The sequence below is a fragment of the Thermomonas beijingensis genome (genome assembly GCF_020034655.1).
GTDB lineage: Bacteria > Pseudomonadota > Gammaproteobacteria > Xanthomonadales > Xanthomonadaceae > Thermomonas > Thermomonas beijingensis.
In genome coordinates, this window is sequence record NZ_JAIQDJ010000002.1 from 234,080 (window position 1) to 255,606 (window position 21,527).

Consider the following 21,527-nt stretch of genomic DNA (forward strand, 5'->3'; position numbering starts at 1 on the left):
TTGGGTCATGAGCTTGCGCCATGGGATGTCAGTGTTGTGCCTGTCTGCGGGGTTGCTCGTTGGCGGTGCGGTGTGCGCGCAAGACGCTCCGCGTGAAGTGACATTGCCGTTTGAAAACGTGCGTTACGACTATGCGCAAGTTTTGTCGGTGCGGCCGGTGTATCAGGTGCTGCGTACCACCAGTATGGAACGGGTCTGTGATGTGAGGGATGCCGACAAAGGCACCACCTTGGCGCGCATCGTCAATTCAGTCAAAGATCGCCTCTCCAGTACCGGTACCAATGCCGAAGAGCGGGCGGCTGGCTTGCAAAATTGCAGAGTCGAGCCAGTGGAAAAGGAATTTCGCCGCACGCTTGCCTATGACGTGGATTACATGTACCGCGGCAGCAAGTTCCGCACCCGTATGGACCGCGACCCCGGTAATCGCTTGCGCATCCGCATTTCGATCACACCACATCCTTTCGATTGATTGCGCTTGTGCTATCAGGCATGGCATGCGACCATTGCCGCTGCAATGAACGCCCACCTTTCCACGCGCTACGCTGACACCGCCCGGATGGCCTCCGGCATGACGTCGCGTGCGCGCCGACCGGAAACGCCATTTCCAGCTGGGTAATCCGGATCGCGTTCATGCGTCACTTTTCCGAAAACCCAGCCTGGCGGCTGGGTTTTTGCGTTTCAGCCCTCCACTTTCCTTCTGCCCATATCGAAAACCAACCCATGAAGCACTTTCTCAATACCCAAGACTGGAGCCGCGCCGACCTCAACGCGTTGTTGATGCAGGCCGCCGAGTTCAAGCGCAACAAGTTGGGGGATGCGCTGAAGGGCAAGTCCATCGCGCTGGTGTTTTTCAACCCGTCAATGCGCACCCGCACCAGTTTCGAGTTGGGCGCATTCCAGCTGGGTGGCCATGCCATCGTGCTGCAGCCGGGCAAGGATGCGTGGCCGATCGAATTCGATTTGGGCACGGTGATGGACGGCGACACCGAGGAACACATCGCCGAAGTGGCGCGGGTATTGGCGCGCTATGTGGATTTGATCGGCGTGCGCGCGTTTCCGAAGTTTGTGGATTGGCAGTACGACCGCCAGGACATCGTACTCAGGAGTTTCGCCAAATACGCCACGGTGCCGGTGATCAATATGGAAACCATCACCCACCCCTGCCAGGAATTGGCGCACGCACTGGCCCTGCAAGAGCACTTTGGCAGCAGTGATTTGCGCGGCAAGAAATACGTGCTGACCTGGACCTACCACCCCAAGCCGCTGAATACCGCCGTGGCCAATTCGGCGCTGACCATTGCCACGCGCATGGGAATGGACGTGACGTTGCTATGCCCCACCGAACAGTATGTATTGGATGAGCGCTACATGGGCTGGGCACGCGACAACGTTGCGGAAAGCGGCGGCTCGCTGACCGTGAGTCACGACATCGCAAGCGCGTATGCCGGCGCGGATGTGGTGTATGCCAAGAGCTGGGGCGCGCTGCCGTACTTCGGCAACTGGGCACCGGAAAAACCGATCCGCGACCAATACCGGCACTTCATCGTGGACGAAGCCAAGATGGCACTGACCAATGACGGTGTGTTCAGTCACTGCTTGCCGCTGCGTCGCAATGTCAAAGCCACCGATGCGGTGATGGATTCGCCGCGCTGTATCGCCATCAACGAAGCCGAAAATCGCCTGCATGTGCAGAAAGCCATCATGGCGGCGCTGCTGCGCTGAATTTCCCAAGATCAAGCCCCCCAACCCTCCCCTGCAAACAGGGGGAATAGACACCGAGATCTCACATGACTGCTGCTGATTCCAAAGACATCGTTCTCGCCTTTTCCGGCGGCCTCGACACCAGTTTTTGCGTGCCCTATCTGCAAGAACAGGGTTGGCAGGTGCACACCGTGTTTGCCGATACCGGCGGCGTGAGTGCCGAGGAGCGCGCCACCATCGAAGCGCGTGCGGCCGAACTGGGGGCGGCATCGCATGTCACCATCGATGGCGGCGCGGCGCTGTGGAATGATTTCGTCAAACCCTTCGTGTGGGCCGGCGAAGGCTATCAGGGGCAATATCCGCTATTGGTGTCGGACCGCTATCTGATCGTGGATGCCGCGCTGGCGCGGGCGAAAGCATTGGGTACCAATGCCATCGCGCATGGCTGCACCGGCATGGGCAATGACCAGGTGCGCTTTGACTTGGCAGTGAAGTCGCAGGGCCAGTACCGCATCGTTGCGCCGATCCGTGAAATCCAAAAAGAGCACACCCAAACCCGCGCCTATGAGCAGGCGTATCTGGAAGATCGCGGCTTTGCTGTGCGTGCCAAGCAGAAGGCGTACACCATCAATGAAAACCTGCTGGGCCTGACCATGTCCGGTGGCGAAATTGACAGTTGGGAAGCCCCCGGCGACGGTGCGCGCGGTTGGTGCGCGCGCCGCGAGCAGTGGCCGGCCGAGGCAATGGAGGTGAGCTTGCGGTTTGCACAAGGGCAGGCGGTGGCGCTGGATGGGCAAGTACTCGCCGGCGAAAAAATCCTGGCCAAACTCAATACGATGTTTGCGCAATACGGCGTGGGCCGCGGCATGTACACCGGCGATACCACGATTGGACTGAAAGGCCGCATCGTGTTTGAAGCGCCGGGCCTGATCGCACTGCTCACCGCGCATCGCGCGCTGGAAGAAGCGGTGCTGTCCAAACAGCAAAACCGCTTCAAGCCCGAAGTTGCGCGCAAGTGGGTGGAGCTGGTGTACGAAGGCTTCTATCACGACCCCATCAAGGCCGATCTTGAAGCCTTCCTGGCGTCCTCGCAGCGCATGGTCAATGGCGAAGTGGTGTTGCGTACCCACGGCGGTCGCGTGGACGCGGTAGCGGTGCGCTCCGCGCATATCCTCAACAGCAAGGGCGCCACCTATGCGCAATCGGCCGATTGGGGCGTGGAGGAAGCCGAGGGTTTCATCAAGTTGTTCGGGATGAGCAGCACGTTGTGGGCCGGGGTCAACGCGCAGCGCTAAGCCATGCTCAATACCATTCTTCAGCATCTCGAATCCTTGGTGTCCTTCGACACCCGCAACCCGCCGCGCCTGATTGGTAGCGGCGGGATCTTCGACTACATCCGCGCGCAGTTGCCGGGGTATCGTTGTGAGGTAACTGACCACGGTGACGGCGCAGTGTCGCTGCTGGCGGTGCGTGGCAATCCGCGGCGTGTCTTCAATGTGCATCTGGATACGGTGCCCTCGTCGGAGGGCTGGAGTGCCGACCCGTTTACGTTGCGGGTCAGCGCCGATCGCGCCATTGGCCTTGGTGCTTGCGATATCAAGGGCGCGGCAGCCGGGCTGATTACCGCAGCCAATGCCACGCAGGGGGATGCGGCGTTTTTGTTTTCCTCCGATGAGGAAGCCAATGATCCGCGTTGCATTGCTGCATTCCTGGGTAGCGATCACGGCTTTTCTGAAGCCATTATCGCTGAGCCCACGCGCTGCGAAGCGGTATTGGCGCATCGCGGGATCAGCTCGGTCTTGCTGAAATTCAAAGGCGAGGCGGGGCATGCGTCCGGCGCGAATGCGCTGCATGCCAATGCGCTGCATCAGGCCATGCGCTGGGGCGGCGGGGCGCTGGATTTTGTAGCCAGCGAAGCCAATCACTGCTTCGCTGGCTTGCAGGGCTTGCGCTTCAATATTGGCAGGGTGGAAGGGGGGATCAAGGCCAATGTGATCGCACCCAGCGCGGAAGTGCGCTTCGGGTTTCGGCCTTTGCCCTCCCACGATATCGACACGCTGCATGCGCGCTTTGGCACGTGTGCTGCCCCCGGCGCGCTGGACCGCTACCAAGAAACCTTCCGTGGCCCGTCATTGCCTGCGGGCGATGCGACGTATGCCGAACAGCGCCGGCAAGCCGCGCAATCACTCGCCGAATCGCTGTACTTGCCGGTGGGCAACGCGGTGGATTTCTGGACCGAGGCCGCGTTGTTTTCGCAAGCCGGCTTGACCGCATTCGTGTATGGCCCTGGCGATATTGCACAGGCGCACACCGCCGACGAATGGGTGGCACTGGCGCAACTTCAGCGCTATGCCGACGCCATCGTCCGCATTCTTTGACAATGACCTTGACAGTGGATTTGCCGTGACCCCGATCCTCAATTCGCATGCCGTGCACGACCCGCAAACCCGCCAGACCATTGTGCGGTTGCTGTCCAGCATGGGCAGCGCCAAGGAAATTTCGCAGTACTTGAAGCGTTTCTCGCAATTGGATGCCGCGCGCTTTGCGGTGGTCAAGGTGGGCGGCGCAGTGTTGCGCGATGACCTTGATGCGCTGGTCTCATCGCTGGCGTTTTTGCAGGACGTGGGCCTGACGCCCATCGTCATCCATGGCGCCGGCCCGCAATTGGATGTGGAGCTGTCGGCGGCCGGTATCGAAAAGAACACCATCGATGGTTTGCGCGTGACCTCGCCGGAAGCGTTGGCCATTGTGCGCCGCGTGTTCCATGCGCAGAACTTGAAGTTGGTCGAAGCCCTACAAGCGGCCGATGCCCGCGCCACCAGCATTGTCAGCGGCGTGTTTGAAGCCGACTATCTGGACCGCGAGCGCCTGGGCTTGGTGGGCCAGGTCAAGCGCGTGGATTTGGCGCCGATCCAGGCCAGCCTGCAATCGGGTTCGATCCCGGTGATCGCCTCATTGGGTGAGACCGTGGGCGGGCAGATTCTCAACGTCAATGCCGATTTTGCCGCCAACGAATTGGTACAGGTGTTGCAGCCGTACAAGATCGTGTTCCTGACCGGTACCGGCGGGCTGCTGGATGCACAAGGGCGCATCATTGATTCGATCAATCTGTCCACCGAATACGACCACCTGATGCAGCAGCCGTGGATTGAAGGCGGCATGCGGGTGAAGATCGAACAAATCAAGGGCTTGCTGGAAGGCCTGCCGTTGGCCTCCTCGGTGTCGATCACCAAGCCATCGGAATTGGCCAAGGAATTGTTCACCCACAAAGGCTCGGGCACGCTGGTGCGGCGCGGTGAACGTGTTCTGCAGGGCGCATCGTGGGCGGATTTCGACTTGCCACGTCTGCGTGGATTGATTGACTCGGCGTTTGGCCGGAAATTGCTGCCGGACTATTTCGAATGCACGCAGTTGCACCGTGCCTACGTCAGTGAAAATTACCGTGCCGCGGTCATTTTGACCCAGGAGGATGCCGGCATTTATCTGGATAAATTTGCGGTGCTGGACGATGCACAAGGTGAAGGCCTGGGACGTGCGGTGTGGTTGGTGATGCGCGAGCAAAACCCGATGTTGTTCTGGCGTTCGCGCCACGGCAATGCAGTCAATCCGTTCTATTACGCGGAATCCGATGGCTGCATCAAACAGGACAAATGGAAGGTGTATTGGTATGGCCGCGCCGGGTTTGACCGGATCGAACGCTATGTGCAGCTGTGCGCGCAACGCCCCGCCACCCTGGAAGAACCCGTATGAGCACGTTGCGAGTTGGCTTGGTCGGCGCACGCGGCCATACCGGCGCGGAATTGATTCGCTTGATTGCAGCGCACCCGCGCTTGGAACTGGCGTTTGTCACCTCGCGCGAATGGGACGGTCAGCGCTTGGCGGACCACAACGCTGCCTACACGGGGCAATTGCGCTACAGCAATCCAGCGCACGAAGACTTGCCAACCCTCGGCGCCGATGTGGTGCTCCTGGCGCTGCCCAATGGCAAGGCCTCCGCTATCGTGCAGGCATTCGACGCGGCGGGCGTGGACCCGATCCTCATTGATCTGTCGGCCGACTACCGTTTCGACCCCGGCTGGTATTACGGTCTGCCGGAGTTGACCCGCCATGACTACGCAGGCCAGCGCCGGATCAGCAATCCGGGCTGCTATGCCACCGCGATGCAGTTGGCTATCGCACCGATGCGCACTGTGCTGGATGGCCCGGTGCAGTGTTTTGGCGTGTCCGGCTATTCCGGTGCCGGCACCACGCCCAGCGACAAGAACAATGTGGAATTGCTGCGCGACAACCTGATGCCGTATGCGCTCACCGGGCACATCCACGAACGTGAAGTGTCCAAGCAGTTGGGGCATTCGGTGGAGTTCATGCCGCATGTGGCACCGCATTTTCGCGGCATCACGTTGACTGCGAATTTGCATCTGTCGATCGCGTTTGATTTGGATGAAGTGCTGGCGCGCTATCGCAATCGCTATGCGGGCGAGCCCTTGGTGCATGTGCAAGAGGCAGCGCCGTGGGTCAGCCGGATTGCAGGCCGTCACCATGTCGAAATTGGCGGCTTTACCTTGAGTGGCGATGGCCGGCGTTTGGTGGTGGTGGCCACCGAAGACAATTTGTTGAAAGGCGCGGCCACGCAAGCGGTGCAGAACATCAATCTTGCGTGCGGGTTGGATGAGATGACAGGAATCCCTTTGGAGCACGCCGCATGACAACCCTGCTTTGGCAAAAACCCGGTGTGGCGGTGGACGCACAAATCCAGCGTTTTCTTGCGGGCGACGATGTGATCCTGGATCGCGAATTCTTCCTGCACGACATCACCGCCAGCACCGCGCATGCCGAAGGCTTGCAGCACGTCGGCATCCTCAGCGCAGACGAGTTGGCGGCGCTCAAGCGTGAACTGGCGCAGCTCACCGAGGACTTCAGTACCGGTGCATTCGTGCTGGATGCACAATACGAAGATTGCCATTCCGCCATCGAAGCGCGGCTCACCGAACGCTTGGGCGATGCCGGCCGCAAGATCCACACCGGGCGCAGCCGCAACGACCAGATTCTGGTGGCCACACGGCTGTGGCTGAAAGAAAAATTGGCGCGTGTTGCCGAATTGTCGCGTGATATCGCCAAGGTGGCATTGGACCGCGCATCTGCCGAAGCGATGTTGCCGATCCCCGGCTATACCCATATCCAGCGTGCGGTGGTGTCATCCGCTGGCATGTGGTGGGCGGGCTGGGCAGAGGCGTTCATCGATAACGCCATTCGCGCACACAGCACGTTTGCCTTGGTTGACTGCAACCCGCTGGGCACGGCGGCCGGCTACGGCGTCAACTTGACATTGGATCGCGAACACACCACGCAGGCGCTGGGTTTTGCGCGCATGCAGATCTCACCGGTCTACGCGCAACTTTCGCGTGGCAAATTCGAGCTGGCGGCCTTGGAAGCACTGGGTAGCGCGACTTTGGATTTGCGTCGCATCGCGTGGGATCTGTCGCTGTTCACCAGTGGCGAATATGCCTTCGTGGCGTTGCCGGCGCAGTACACCACCGGCAGCTCGATCATGCCCAACAAGCGCAATCCCGACGTGATCGAATTGATGCGCGCCACCCATGCCAGCGTGGCGGCGGCGCGGACCGAAATCGAACAATTGTTGTCGCTGCCATCGGGCTATCACCGCGACCTGCAAAACAGCAAGCCCGCCATCGTGCACGGCTTTGCGCGGGGCTTGGCGGCATTGGAATTGTTGCCGGCGTTATTGGCCAATCTGGAATGGCGCCCGGACAAGCTGCGTGCCGCGATGGATTCGGGCATGTACGCCACCGACGTGGCGGTGGAAGCCGCCATTGCCGGTGTGCCGTTTCGCGAAGCCTACCAAGCCGCGGCGGCCGCGGCCGACAGCGCGGGCTTGGGGCGCACGCCGGAGGGTTCCCTGCAAGTGCGCACCTCTCCCGGTGCGGCGGCCGATCTGCGGTTGGATACCTTGCACATGCGCTGGGAGGCGCTGGCCTGAATCATGAGCACCTTTGCATCGCAGCCTCTTCCCGCATGGAAACGTGCGGTGCTGAAGGTGGGCAGCAGCCTGCTTGCTGCCGATGGCGGTGGCTTGAGCCCGCGCTTTGCGTTGGGCTTGGCGCAGTTTGTGTTGACCAGCCGGCAAGCCGGACGCGAAGTGGTGATTGTGTCGTCCGGCGCAGTCGCCGCCGGGCGTGCGCTGCTGGCCAATGGCAAGGATGCAGCGGCCACGATTGCGGCGAAACAAGCCTTGGCGGCACTCGGGCAGGCGCAGTTGATTGCACTGTGGCAACGCTTCTTCGAGGCACCGGTGGCGCAAGTGTTGTTGACCCACGATGACCTGCGCAACCGCCGCCGTTATCTCAATGCCCGCAGCGCGTTGCTGGAGTTGCTGCGGCTGGGGGCAGTGCCGGTAGTGAATGAAAACGACACGGTGGCGGTGGATGAATTGAAGTTGGGCGACAACGATAACCTTGCGGCGGCGGTGGCCTCACTGGTGGATGCCGATGTGTTGTTGATCGCCACCGATATCGGCGGTTTGTACAGCGCGCATCCGCAACACCACCCCGACGCCGTCCCGCTCACTTACATTCGCACCATCACGCCAGACGTGTTGGCGATGGCGGGCGCGGCGGGCGCATTGGGCACCGGCGGCATGCGCACCAAAGTGGAGGCTGCCGACAAGGCGGCGATGGCCGGTATCGCCACCGCACTGTTTTGTGGCCGCGATGCCGCTACCGTGGCCGCCCTGGCGCAGGGCGTATTGCACGGCAGCTTGTTCGCGGCGCAAGGCAACCGTTTGTCATCGCGCAAACAATGGCTGCGGCATGCGCCGGTATCCGGCACATTGACCGTGGATGCCGGTGCGCAGGCGGCACTGCTGCGTGGCGCGTCATTGTTGCCCGGTGGTGTGCGCCGCGTGGCGGGTGATTTCCGCCGCGGCGATGTGGTTCTGGTGTGCAACGAGGCGGGGGATGCATTGGCCCACGGGTTGGCGCAATACAACGCGCAAGACAGTGCGCGCATCACCGGCCAACACAGCCGCGACATCGAGCGTGTGCTGGGGTTCCGCTATGACGAGGCGATGATCCATCGCGATGATCTGGTTTTGCTGCAACAGGACGCAACCGCATGAGTGGATATGTGCGCAATCTGGCCGTGGCCGCGCGGCAGGCGCAGAGTGTGATCGCCGCTTGTAGTGGCGCGCAGCGCCGCGCCTTGCTGGAAGACATGGCCGCGCAGTTGCTGGAAGGGCACGTCAGCATCCTCAGCGCCAATGCGTTGGACATGCAGGCAGCCCGCGAAGGGGGTGCCAGCAACGCAACCTTGGACCGGCTGCTGTTGGATGCGGTGCGCGTGCAGGGTATGGCGACCGCCCTGCGTGAAGTGGCGGCGCAGCCTGATCCATTCGGCCAAATCACACGCAGTGACACCCGCCCCAATGGCGTGCAAGTACAACGCCAGCGCATCCCGCTGGGCCTGATTGCGATGATTTTTGAAGCGCGTCCCAATGTGACGGCCGAAGCCGCAGCGCTATGCCTGAAAGCTGGCAATGCGGTGCTGTTGCGCGGTGGGTCGGAAGCCGCGCACAGCAATGCCGCAATTGCCACCTGCCTGCATGCGGCGCTGCGCAATGCGGGATTGCCCACGGCGGCGGTCTCGCTGATTACCGATACCGCGCGCGAACATGTCCTGGAGTTGTTGCAGCTCACCGACCTGGTTGACCTGGCCATTCCACGCGGCGGCGAAAGCCTGATCCGCTTCGTGGCCGAACATGCCCGCGTGCCAGTGATCAAGCACTACCAGGGCGTCTGCCATTTGTACGTGGATCGCGCTGCCAATAGCGACAACGCACTGGCCTTGCTGCTGGATGGCAAGACCTCGCGCCCGGGGGTGTGCAATGCGCTGGAAACCTTGTTGGTGCATCGCGATATTGCCGATGCTTTCTTGCCGGCTGCATTGGCCGCACTCAAGCAGCGTGGCGTGCAAGTGCGTGGCGATGCAGTCACGCAAGCCTTCGATGCCAGTGTGGTGGCGGCCAGCGACGCCGATTACGCCGCCGAGTTTCTGGATCTCATCATTGCGGTGCGGGTCGTGGATAGCCTGGATGCGGCCATCGCGCATATCCAGCAATACACCTCCGACCACACCGAAGTCATCGTCACCGACGATGCCGCCGCTGCGGATGCCTTCGTGCGCGCCATTCGCAGCTCGGCTGTGATGGTCAATGCCAGCTCGCGCTTCAATGACGGCGGGCAGCTGGGCTTGGGTGCGGAAATCGGCATTTCCACCACGCGCCTGCACGCCTACGGGCCGATGGGCGTGGAGTCTCTGACCATTGAGCGTTTTGTAGTGCATGGCAGCGGCCAGGTACGGCATCCGAACTTGCTGTCCAGCCCGATTCAGTAGTCAGGACAATCGAAAGGATCGTGCCTTTTGTTGCCAACCAGATCATCCTAGTTGGGCTGCAATGAGCCCTGTTGGCCGGATTCATCCTGTAACAACGTATAGATCAGACGAACGGGTCTGAAAGTTGTGTACGGGGAGCGTGTACTGACCACGATTGAGGTGGCTTGGTGCAGGCATCTGCAGTGCCAACGGCATTTTTACCCTATCCGGACAGATGAGCATACGCAATTGGTGCTATGCCTTATCGCGAATAGGATAGGCCGATGCCGGAATTTTAGACTCCATCACATTCGCAGGTTGCGCCTGCATCGTCTGTTGGGAGTTTATCGCATGGTACGCGCAGCGAATTCTGCTTCGAGCCTCATTCTCACCGTGTTGAGCTTGGCACTTGCCAGTCCCATCGTGCACGCTGGCTGTGCGCCGGATGCGGGGGCACGGGATGTTGAAATCAGTACGCGGCAGCAAGGCCCTGCTGCCTCGCCACTCGCACTGCAGGATCCGCAAGTCTCGGCGGCGTCAGCAGTTCCGGATGTCGCTGAAAACGACACCAGAACTGCACTGCTTGCATTGGGCAAGCTGGAAGATGCGGATACCGCGTTGTCGATGGCGGCCGATGGCGCTGCACTCTATGATCGCGAGAAGGTCAAACTGGACGGTTACGCCTATTGCAGTCAAGCCGTGGAGTTGGCGGAAAAAGGCGAGTTCCGCGAAAGTGCGCAGGCCGCCAGCAAGGCTTTGCATGTGGCACTGCAAACCGGAAATAAAGATCTGCTGGGCAAGGCCTATCGCGATCTGGCCATTGCGTTCAGCTACGGCGGCCAGCTGGAGCGCGCCGAACAATTCGCCAATCTGGCGCTGAAGTACCCCGGCCAGGATCCCACTCAGGTCAATGGGCCGGCGCGCAAGATTCTAGGCGATGTGCGCACACGCCAAGCCAACTACGCCGAGGCAATCGCGTTGTACGAACAGGCACAGGGTGAAAGCTCCGATCGCTTCCGCCCGCTGGTCGATGCCTCACTTAGCAATGCCCTGATCTTGTCAGGAGATTTGGCGCGCGCGCGCAGTACCTTGGATGCCATCAAGGAGCCGGCCGATGCAAGGCAGCGTGCACAACTGCAGCGTACCCGCGGGCGTCTGCTGCTAGCCGAGCAGAAACCGGCCGAAGCCTTGGCGTTGTACCAGCAATTGGCCAATGCGCCGGCCGATGGCGATGAAGATTTCTATCGTGCATGGGCATTGGATGGCATGTCCAAGAGCCAGGCTGCCTTGGGGCAGGATACCGATGCCGCACAATCCCTGGATCAGGCGATTGGCGTATTCGACAAGGCGCGCTCGCAGTTCCGCAGTGATGAGTTCAAGATGGGCTTGTTCTCTGATTTGCAGGCAGTATTCGAGCGTGCGATCTCGCTGCACAGCAAGTTGGGGCAGGCCGATCAGGCGTTCGATATCAGTGAGCGCAGCCGTTCGCGTGCGCTGCTGGATGCGGTGGCGGGGCGTGCCGATCTCGACCGTGGTGAGGCAACCGCACTCGATGCCCAGACCTTGCAGGCGATGCTCAAGCCTGACGAAGTGGTGGTGGCCTATCACACCTTGCCGGATCGCTTGGTGGCATGGGTGTTGTCCAAGGACGGCGTACGCGAGGTGAAGTTTCCGGTGACCTTGCCACGCAAGGATTTGGTGCGCTTGGTCGACGCCTATCGGGATGCGCTGATTCGTTTGAGCCCCAGCGCGCAAACGGTCAGCGACAAGATCGGCCAGCTGTTGCTGGCACCCTTGGGTGTGCCAGCGGGCAAGCGCATCATCATCGTGCCGCATGGGCCGCTGCATTACTTGCCATTCCAAGCCCTGCGCTTGGATGGCAAGTACCTGATCCAACGCAATCCGATGTCGATTGCGCCCTCGATCAGCGTGGCGGCGCGCTTGGCGCAGCGCACCCCTACCACCAGCGCGCAATTGCTGGCATTCGGCAATCCGGCGGTTAACCCGGAGGTGGCCAACCCACTGCCCGGTGCAGAAAAAGAAGTGCACGAGTTGGCAAAGGAATTTCCGGGTGCCAAGTTGTTCTTCCGCGAGCAGGCCAGCAAAGATAATTTCGAAGCCAATGCACCGAACGCCAAGTTGGTGCACATCGCTGCCCATGCCATGGCGGACACCTTGGATCCCTTGCATTCCAAAGTGTTGCTGGCCGATGAAAATGGCCAAGCCAACTACTTGGAAGCAAAAGATGTGTTGGGCATGAAATTGAACAACGTGGCGATGGTGGCACTGTCTGCTTGCGAATCTGGATTGGGGCGCGTTGAAAATGGCGACGAAGTGCTGGGCTTCACCCGCTCGTTCTTGTCAGCCGGGACATCAACCTTGTTGGTGTCGTTGTGGCCGGTGTCCGATGCTGCCACCGAAGAATTGATGACCACCCTCTATACCGACCTTGCCAAAGGCTTGGAGGTGCAAGACGCCATGCAGCAGGCGCAGCTTGCAGTGATGGCCAACCCGGAAACCACGCACCCCTACTACTGGGCACCGTTCAATTTGATCGGCAACTGGCGCTTGCAGGTGGTCAAGTGAAGCGGTTCGGGCAGGGGCACAGGACGAACACCATGGATACCCAGAACATGCACAGGAATCTGCTGACTGCAGCGCTGTTGTTGGCTTGTATGCCGTTGGCGCAGGCTGCAGAAGGAAGCGAGGCGGGACCGCAACAAACCGCTGTCTCCACGCCGCAGCAAGCACAAGCACTGGCAGAGCCGCAAATGGCTGCGCAGACACAGGCTAGCTTCGTCCTGCAAGGGGTGGAGTTTGCCGGCGCTACCGGCGTTCCCGAAAGCGAACTGCAAGCAGCAGCGGCAGGCATGATTGGCCAGAATGTAACCTTCCAGGATCTGGAAAGAATTGCGGCCAAAGCCACCGATGTCTATCGCAAGCACGGCTTGGCGCTGGTGCAAGTATTCGTGCCGGTGCAGGAGGTCAAGGACGGGCGCGTCAAGCTGCAAGTGGTGGAAGGCCAGCTGGGCGATGTGAATATTGAACTTGCCCCCGGAACGCCACTGCATAAAGAGCGCGTTGCCAAGACCTTGGCCATCCTGGAACCTGGCAAGCCGCTCAATAGCCGCAATTACGAGCGCGCCATGTTGTTGCTGTCGGATCTGCCAGGGATCAAACCGCAGTCAGCCATCTCGGCAGGCACCACCTCGGGAGCCACCGATTTGAAGGTCGTGGTGAGTGAGCGTGACCGGCTCAAGTTTGGTCTTGAACTGGATGATTACGGCACCCGCGATTCCGGTCGCTACCGCTTGACCGGCAGCATGCGTTGGGCCAGCCCGTTCGAGCGCGGCGATAATCTCGATCTGCGCATCATGGCCGCGCAAGGCATGCACACCGCATTCGGGCGCATTTCCTACGAATCGCCAGTGGGTTACTCCGGCTTGCGCATTGGTGGTGGTTTGGCGCGCGTGCAATACGAATTGGGTGGGCCATTTGCGCCGCTCAAGCCCACCGGCGTGGGTAATGTGGCAGACCTTTCTTTCAGCTATCCGATCATTCGCCAGCGCAGTACCAACCTGTTTTTGCGTGGAGTGCTGGATAGCAAGTCACTGACCGATCGGTTTGAGGCCGTCGGGTATGAAACCCGCAAACGCATCAACGGCGGCGGCCTTGGCATTTCGCTGGAAAATCGCGATCGGCTTGGCGGCGGCGGCTATACCAGTCTGAACGCAATGGCCTATCACGGCACTCTGAACTTGCGCGATGCCATGAGCCAAGCCTTCGACAAGCCTCCGTTCGGTTATGACACCGAGGGTGGCTTCAGCAAGTTCACATTGCAATTTGCGCGGCTGCAATATCTCGCACCCAAGTTCAGCTTGTTTGTGGGTGGCGGCATGCAGCGCGCCAGCAAGAATCTGGATACCTACGAAAAGCTGTCCTTGAGCGGGCCCAAGGCGGTACGCGCATATGCCACAGGTGAGGTGCTGGTCGACGATGGTTGGCTGGGGACGGTAGAGCTGCGTTTTGCGCTGAAGCCAGAATCGACCTTGTTCGCATTTTATGACGCCGCACATGGCGATCAATTCCATACGCCACGGCCACTCGATGGTGATGTTTCACGCAGTCTGCGCGGCTATGGCCTGGGCTTCAATTGGAGTAAGCCCGACAAGGTCACGATCAATTTGAGTATCGCCTGGCGCGAAACCGGGCCGGGCCTGACCGATGGCGGGGATCGTAATCCTCGCGTGTTTTGGTCGATCCAAAAAGCATTTTGAGGAGAACTGGCAATGCGCATGAACAAGACACATCGCGAACAATTGCAGAGTCTGCGGCGTCGGAAGTTGGCCGCGGCGCTGGTGGCTGCAATGGCGATGCCAGTACTACCCGCCATGGCACAGAGCCTGCCTGAAAATGGCAACGTCGTTTCTGGTGCTGCAACAATCAACAACAGCGATATCGTCATGACGGTGACCCAGACCACCAAGGGCGCAATCATCAACTGGGATTCATTCAGTATCGCCTACGGCTTCACGGTCAATTTTGACCAGCAGTTCGGTGCCAACAGCGTGACATTGAATCGCGTTGTTGGTGGCGGCTACGGTATCTCCCAGTCGTTCATCGATGGCACGTTGTCCTCAAACGGCAATGTGTTCCTGATCAATCCGTCAGGCATTACCTTCGGTAGTGGTTCGGTGGTCAACGTCGGTGGGCTGGTGGCATCCACCATGGACATCAGCGATGCCAATTTCCTCACTGGCGTGGACAGCGGGCACTATCAGTTTGAGCCGATGACCAATGTGGGCGATCAATCTGTCATGGTTGATTACGGTGCTCAGATCAACACTTCAGCTAAGGGAACCGTGGCGCTGTTGGGGCGACAGATACTCAATCAAGGCGATATCACCACTCCCGGTGGCAGTGTGCTATTTGGCTCGGCAGAAAGCGTGACCTTGGATTTTCAAGGCGACGGTCTGACGATGCTGACCATCACTGGCCCAGGAATTGCGAAACCGGGATCATTTGGATGCCCATCTTTGCCTTGCCCCGGGCCAGTGCTTCCGATGGTGGCCAATACCGGGAATATCACTGCCGATGGTGGGCAGATCCAGATGCGTACGGCGATGACTGCGAGTGCGACCGGTGGCCTCATCATTGCCGGAGGCACATTGCGTGCACGCGGTGTTAGCACTCGAGGTGGCCGGGTGGAGCTGACGACCGATGGCGATGTAATGGTTGGGTCACCTGGAATTCTGACCGACGCCAGCACCGATTTCATCCCCGGCAGCATTGATGTCTCGGGTGGTGCCTACGCGGGTGGTGCGGTGGTGATTCGTGGTGACACAGTCACCCTTCACAACGATGCAGACACCGTCAATGGGTATCCTGCCAGCTATGGCAGCCACATTGATGCCAGCGGCGCTGCTGGTGGCGGGCAAATCCAGATCGAAGCGTCTGGCGCCGTCAATTTCGATTCCCTGTCTTGGTTGAACGCCAATAGCGTGACCGGGACCGCAGGCAGCATACAAATCAATGCCGGAAGCGGTATTGCCAGTTACGCGGAAATAAGTGCCAGTGCGAAAGCCGGCAACGGAGGCAGCATTCTGCTGGATGCTGGGGCTGGTGCGCTATTGCTTGGTGGCGATGTGCTGGCATCGGGCGGCACCAATGGCGGGCAGATCACGGGCAGCGGTTTCGATGTGATGCTGCCGCAGGGTCGCATGATCAATGCACAAGGAAACAGTGGAGCGGGAGGCTCGATTTCGCTTTCAGCATCCAATTATCTTGCTGCCTTTGGCAGCTTGATCGCGCGAGGTGGAACGACGGGCGGGGCGATCCTGACCTCCAGTGACAGTCTATTTGATTTGCGTGGTTTGCAGGTCGATGCGGGGTCTTCCGGCAGCGCAGGGCGTTGGACGTTGGATGCGCCTGATCTGACCGTGATCAATGGCAGTGCCGTGGGCAATCAAGACGCACCACAGTACGGCACCACGGTGCAGGATGCCGAAATCAATTACGCGTTCTATAACGGAACCAGCGTAGTACTGAACTCGAATGCGGATGTGCAGTTCGATGATGCGCAGATCTATTCGGACAACGCCGCACGCCTGTCGTTCGATGTGAATGCAGCCGGCAGCATTTTTGGTAACGCGTTCTCCATCGCGGCTTCGAATGGTCCGTTGGATATGGTGTTCAACGCCAACTCGGCGGGTGGTTCACCATACTCGGGCGGCATTGATTTTGGCAGCGCAAGCTTGCTCAGCATGGGCGGCAATATCTCGATGTATGGCCAGTCGGATCCACTGAATGGCTATGCCAGTAGTGCCGTTTCTGGAATTTCCCTGTCAGGAATGACGATCACCACTGATGGCGGTAATGTATTGCTGCGTGGTACCAGCACAGGCTCCGGTGCTGGTGTCTCGATGGGTGAAAGCTCAATCGATGCGGGGAGTGGGGGGGTCGCCATTTATGGCACCGGATCGGGAGCAGCCAGTGGGGTCAGTCTCAACGGAGGCAGCATCACGGCAGGTGCCGACGGTGTGCTCATCCATGGGCAGAGTACTGATGCCGATGGTTTGTTTGCGTCATTTACTACGCTGACGATCAGCGGTGGTGACATCGATCTGTCAGGTATTGGTGCCGCACATGGGGTGTATTTTGCAGGTGACCTGTACAGCAATGGTGGCAACATCCGTGTGCATGGCGAAGGTGGTAGCGCGGATGGCACAACCATTACGGGTGGCATTGATAGCGCCGGTGGCTTGATTGATGTGTTCGGTTCAAGCACTGCAGCCACGGGCTTGGTGTTGGGTGGTGTTGGTTACTACGCAGTCAGCAGTGCTGGTGGCGATATTGTGTTGTACGGTGAAGGTGCGACAGGTGGTGTTGTGCTGCACCCTGGAACACTTGGCAACGCTATCGATAGTAGTGGTGGCGCGCTCAGTATCACTGGTCATGCCAGTGCAGCGGGTGCGATCGGTGTCTATGCCGACGGCGTGGATCTGACGTCGGGTGCTGGTGCGTTGACGGTGATAGGCGATGCGGCGCAGGGCGTTGGTATTCAGTTCGCCAATGGCGCAGGTGTCACCACCACGACGGGTGCCATTGGCTTGTACGGCACCGGTGCCACATTCGGTTTGGATGTGGGCAATGGGGCAATCACGACTAACAGCGGCAATATCACGCTGGACGGCACCGCGACTGCGGCCAATGCCACCGCCGGTGTGCGGGTTACGGGCACGGGCCTGGCGACCAATGGCGGCACAATTGTGGTGACCGGCAACAGTGCAGGTGGCGTGGGTGTGCAGTTGGGTGATGGCAGCAATCCGTTTGCAGTCGGCAGCAGTGGTGGCGCGATCACCATTCATGGCGTGGGCGTCGATGCTGGCGTGCTGATGCAAAATAATCAGGTAACCAGTGGTGGCGGCGCGGTGGCGATTACCGGCAGCGGTGCGGCACTGGGCGTCTCGCTGACCAATGGCGGCGTGGATAGCGCCGGTGGCAATGTCGATGTGAACGGCGACGCTTCAGCGGCAGATGGGGTGGGTGTGGTGTTGTCTGCCGCACCGCTGAGCAGTGGTGCGGGGCACGTTATCGTGCATGGCGATGCGGCGCAGGGCGTTGGTATTCAGTTCGCCAATGGCGCAGGTGTCACCACCACGACGGGTGCCATTGGCTTGTACGGCACCGGTGCCACATTCGGTTTGGATGTGGGCAATGGGGCAATCACGACTAACAGCGGCAATATCACGCTGGACGGCACCGCGACTGCGGCCAATGCCACCGCCGGTGTGCGGGTTACGGGCACGGGCCTGGCGACCAATGGCGGCACAATTGTGGTGACCGGCAACAGTGCAGGTGGCGTGGGTGTGCAGTTGGGTGATGGCAGCAATCCGTTTGCAGTCGGCAGCAGTGGTGGCGCGATCACCATTCATGGCGTGGGCGTCGATGCTGGCGTGCTGATGCAAAATAATCAGGTAACCAGTGGTGGCGGCGCGGTGGCGATTACCGGCAGCGGTGCGGCACTGGGTGTCTCGCTGACCAATGGCGGCGTGGATAGCGCCGGTGGCAATGTCGATGTGAACGGCGACGCTTCAGCGGCAGGTGGGGTGGGTGTCAATCTTGACGCGACCCTCAGCACAGTGGCAGGCCAGGTAAATGTGCAAGGCATCGCAGCATCCGGGCGCGGCATTCAACTGGGTGCAGCTTCTGGCATCAACACGACGACTGGCAGCATTACGCTGGCGGGGGTTGGGGCTAGCAGTGGTCTGAGCATCGGTGGTGGCACCATCGCAACCAATAGCGGGCATGTGGATCTGCGTGGTCGTAGCACCGCGCCAAGCTCGGATGGGCTGGCGATTGCCAATGGAGTCAGCATTTCCAGTAATGGCGGTGGAATTGAATTGAGCGGTGAAGGCACTGCGGCTGGCCTGCGGTTGGGGGCCGGTGCTGTGGTGGATGCAGGCAACAGCCTGATCGTCATTCGTGCGGCGAACGGCGGGAGTGGCGATGCCCTCGTATTGGATGGCAGCCTTCACAGCAGTGTTGGCGTCAACCTGCGCCCAGGTGGCGTGGATGCGAACGGCGGTGTTTACGATCGCATCACTGACCAGATTTTGCTCGGGCATGGCGATGGTTTTGCCATCAGCAATGATGAGCTGGGCCGAATCAGTGCACCCGAGGTGGTGATTGGCAGCAGCCAGCATGCGGGTGCAATTCATGTGCAGGAAGCGATCACCCGTAATGGCAATTTGACCTTGCAGAACAGTGGTGGTGGCGGAATTGATTTGCAGGCGGGTGTGAATGTCGGCAATTACACACTGGCCTTGGCCAGTGGTGGCGATATCACGCAAACCGCAAGTGCTGCGATCCTTGCGCATAGTTTGCTGGCGAACGCGAGTGGCAACGTGCAATTGGGCCTCGCACAAAATGATGTGGCCAGCACCACGTTGGCCGGGTCTGCCGGTGGCAACTTCCAGTTCCAGGATGCCAACGACCTTGCAATTGGTAGCGTCTCCGCGCTGGGCTTCAATGCCAGCTCGGGTCAGTTGTCCAGCATGGGGTCGACAGGTGTCACTGCGGGTGGCGATGCACTGATTCGCAATTTGGCCGGTGACATGACCCTCAATGCCGGTGTGACCGCTACCAACATCGATTTGGTCACCGCGGGGCGCTTGCAGAACGTCTCGGGTGCGGCGCTGACGGCATCCGGCGATTGGCACGTATGGGCCAGTACTTGGACGGGTGAAGCTCGCGGCGGTCTTGCCGGGGATGGCAATTTGCCGAACCTGTACGGATGTGCCTATTTGGGTGCTTGCGACGTAACAGTGACGGGTGGCGACAATCACTTCATCTATGTGCAGCAACCGATTGCCACCATCACCTTTGACAACGCCACGCGTGAATACGGCTTGGAGAACCCCCTGTTCAGCTATACCGTGACGGGTGCCATTTTGGGTGATACGGCAGCCAATGTTGCCAGCGGATCGGCGTCAACCAGTGCCACTATCGCGAGTGATGTTGGCAATTATGCGATTACAGGCAACTTTACCTCTGCGGCTGGCTATAAATTCCAGCTGATGCCTGGCACCTTGAGCATTACCCAAGCGACGTTGGTGTTCACGGCAGATCCCTTCGTGCGGTATTTGGGCGGCGCAAATCCTGATTTCACTGGTACCGTGGCCGGCTTCCGCAATGGCGATACCCAGCAGAGCGTATTTGGCAGCGGCAATATCTGGTCGTCCCCGGCCGGGCCGCTGTCACCGGTTGGGTTCTACCCGATCGTCGGTGGCACGATTGCCAAGAACTACAAATTTGTCCAAGCGCCAGGCAATGCCGCGGCATTCCAGATCATACCGCTGCCACAGCTTTCTTCCACGCCGGTGGATTTCATTCGCGAAACGGTCGACACCTATGTGTATGACCGCAATTTCGGTGCGGCCCCGGTGTGTGCGGTGAACGCAACATTGGATGATCAAGTCTTGGCCTCTACAGGGGATGCCTTGGCCAATGAATGGTCCAAAGTGCGCTCGCGCCCGAATCTCACTAATTGCTTCGATAGTGAGAAGCGCAGTAGCTGCGGTGACTTCTGAATCCAGCCGGCAACCCCCGATGACCTCGGGGGTTTGCGCTGGTATTGTTGATCTAAGTGTGGCTTGGACAATCAGGTCTAGGCCGAACGTGGTATCGAAATCCGGGGTTTCCTGGTGCAAACTGCTTTCATGCAGGCAGCTGCCTGACGTGCGCTCTATGCGCGCAACCAATCCGGCCATCAGGCCGCAATTTGACGAGGATGCGACGATGATCATGAAGACAGTTTTGCATGGCGCCTTGGTGGCGGCCTTGTTTGCAAGTTGCGGTACGCTCTTGGCTCAGGAAGCACAGAAGACGCCCCCGCAGGCGCAAGAAGCGCCGTCGGTGGACTCCATCATCGGCACGTTGAAGACCGACAATGCCGAGCAATCTGCAGGGCAAACGCGGGCATTGCGCCCGGGTGCCGCTTCGATGGCGACTACGGCCCCAGCACCCGCTCCGGTAGCGACCAAGCCGGCCAAGCCTGCATCGATCAATATGCAGATCAATTTCGAGTTCAATTCAGACAGGATCTCCGGCAGCTCGGAAAACACCATGGCCAACCTGGCCGCCGCGTTGGCCTCGCCGCAGCTGCAAGATCGCAAGTTCACGGTGATTGGGCATACCGATGGCAAGGGCTCAGCGGAATACAACAAGGCCTTGTCCGACCGCCGCGCCAATGCGGTGCGCCGCTATCTGGTCGATCACGGCGTTGCCTCTGCACGTCTGCGTGCAGTAGGCAAAGGCAAGAGCGAGCTGTTGAACAAGGATGATCCGTTTGCCGCGGAGAATCGCCGCGTCGAAATTCTGGCAACCGGCGGCTGATCACTGTCAGTTCTCGGGCGAGGAGTGTGGTAGGTGCCAATTCAGGTTGTCAATCTAGCGACATTGACCTGTGTCTTTGGTATGGCACCCTCGATGTTGGTGGTAACTCCGGAGAAACGGGTACTGTCTGGGATGCAGCCGGCAGCCAACATCATGGACTTCATTCCCATGAAGAACATCATGCCGTTTGGGATGTGCACCACCCCCAGTAATCCCATGGTGGCCGCGGCAACTACCGCTGCCATGGGGGTGTTGACACCGCAGCCGTGTATTCCGGTGGTGGTATCACCTTGGAAGGTGGGGGCACCCACTGTGTTGATCGGCGGAATGCCTGCATTGGATAACATCAGCACCAATCTGTGTACGTGGGGTGGGCTCATCACGATCACCAACCCCGGGCAGGCAACGGAAATGATTCCATGAGCCTGTGAAAGCGGGGCTAGTGTGTTCGGGGGTGCTGGATATGCAATAAAAAAGGCGATCTTGGATCGCCTTTTTTGTGTCTGCAACGGCATTGAATCGCAGCAGTTTCTGGGGCTCAC

The 21,527-nt window shown here is 59.9% G+C and carries 14 protein-coding genes; all 14 read left to right on the forward strand.

What is annotated here, in order from left to right; translation table 11 throughout:
- The first annotated feature begins 7 nt into the window (after window positions 1-7).
- Window positions 8-469, forward strand: coding sequence for a hypothetical protein (locus tag K7B09_RS06955; protein ID WP_223628199.1), 462 nt, complete (start codon window positions 8-10; stop codon window positions 467-469).
- Between the two features lie 251 nt (window positions 470-720).
- On the forward strand, window positions 721-1,722 hold the full coding sequence (locus tag K7B09_RS06960) for an N-acetylornithine carbamoyltransferase (RefSeq protein WP_223628200.1): 1,002 nt from the start codon (window positions 721-723) through the stop codon (window positions 1,720-1,722).
- 65 nt (window positions 1,723-1,787) lie between these two features.
- Complete coding sequence (locus K7B09_RS06965) at window positions 1,788-2,996, forward strand: argininosuccinate synthase (protein ID WP_223628201.1); 1,209 nt, start codon at window positions 1,788-1,790, stop codon at window positions 2,994-2,996.
- A gap of 3 nt (window positions 2,997-2,999) precedes the next feature.
- The gene (locus K7B09_RS06970; protein ID WP_223628202.1) at window positions 3,000-4,079 is read left to right on the forward strand and encodes an acetylornithine deacetylase; all 1,080 of its coding nucleotides are present in this window, start codon (window positions 3,000-3,002) and stop codon (window positions 4,077-4,079) included.
- 100 nt (window positions 4,080-4,179) lie between these two features.
- Entirely contained in the window at window positions 4,180-5,451 is a 1,272-nt protein-coding gene (locus K7B09_RS06975; protein ID WP_263296740.1) for an acetylglutamate kinase, read from the forward strand.
- Window positions 5,448-6,407: an N-acetyl-gamma-glutamyl-phosphate reductase gene (gene argC, locus K7B09_RS06980; protein ID WP_223628206.1), complete on the forward strand. Its 960-nt coding sequence runs from the start codon at window positions 5,448-5,450 to the stop codon at window positions 6,405-6,407. The genes K7B09_RS06975 and argC overlap by 4 nt, the downstream gene beginning before the upstream one ends.
- Window positions 6,404-7,699 (forward strand): argininosuccinate lyase, encoded by a 1,296-nt coding sequence (gene argH / locus K7B09_RS06985; protein WP_223628208.1) that lies wholly within the window; start codon window positions 6,404-6,406, stop codon window positions 7,697-7,699. Before argC ends, argH begins: the two co-directional genes overlap by 4 nt.
- A gap of 3 nt (window positions 7,700-7,702) precedes the next feature.
- Entirely contained in the window at window positions 7,703-8,836 is a 1,134-nt protein-coding gene (proB, locus tag K7B09_RS06990) for a glutamate 5-kinase (RefSeq protein WP_223628211.1), read from the forward strand.
- A complete protein-coding gene (locus tag K7B09_RS06995; protein ID WP_223628213.1) occupies window positions 8,833-10,110 on the forward strand; it encodes a glutamate-5-semialdehyde dehydrogenase in 1,278 nt (425 codons plus the stop codon). The genes proB and K7B09_RS06995 overlap by 4 nt, the downstream gene beginning before the upstream one ends.
- Before the next feature lie 375 nt (window positions 10,111-10,485).
- Window positions 10,486-12,675, forward strand: a complete 2,190-nt coding sequence (locus tag K7B09_RS07000) for a CHAT domain-containing protein (protein WP_223628216.1) — start codon at window positions 10,486-10,488, stop codon at window positions 12,673-12,675.
- Between the two features lie 32 nt (window positions 12,676-12,707).
- The gene (locus K7B09_RS07005; protein ID WP_223628218.1) at window positions 12,708-14,366 is read left to right on the forward strand and encodes a ShlB/FhaC/HecB family hemolysin secretion/activation protein; all 1,659 of its coding nucleotides are present in this window, start codon (window positions 12,708-12,710) and stop codon (window positions 14,364-14,366) included.
- A gap of 18 nt (window positions 14,367-14,384) precedes the next feature.
- Window positions 14,385-20,180, forward strand: a complete 5,796-nt coding sequence (locus K7B09_RS07010) for a two-partner secretion domain-containing protein (protein ID WP_223628220.1) — start codon at window positions 14,385-14,387, stop codon at window positions 20,178-20,180.
- Between the two features lie 214 nt (window positions 20,181-20,394).
- Window positions 20,395-20,985 (forward strand): OmpA family protein, encoded by a 591-nt coding sequence (locus K7B09_RS07015; protein WP_223628222.1) that lies wholly within the window; start codon window positions 20,395-20,397, stop codon window positions 20,983-20,985.
- Between the two features lie 93 nt (window positions 20,986-21,078).
- Complete coding sequence (locus K7B09_RS07020) at window positions 21,079-21,408, forward strand: DUF4280 domain-containing protein (RefSeq protein WP_263296741.1); 330 nt, start codon at window positions 21,079-21,081, stop codon at window positions 21,406-21,408.
- Window positions 21,409-21,527: the final 119 nt, after the last annotated feature.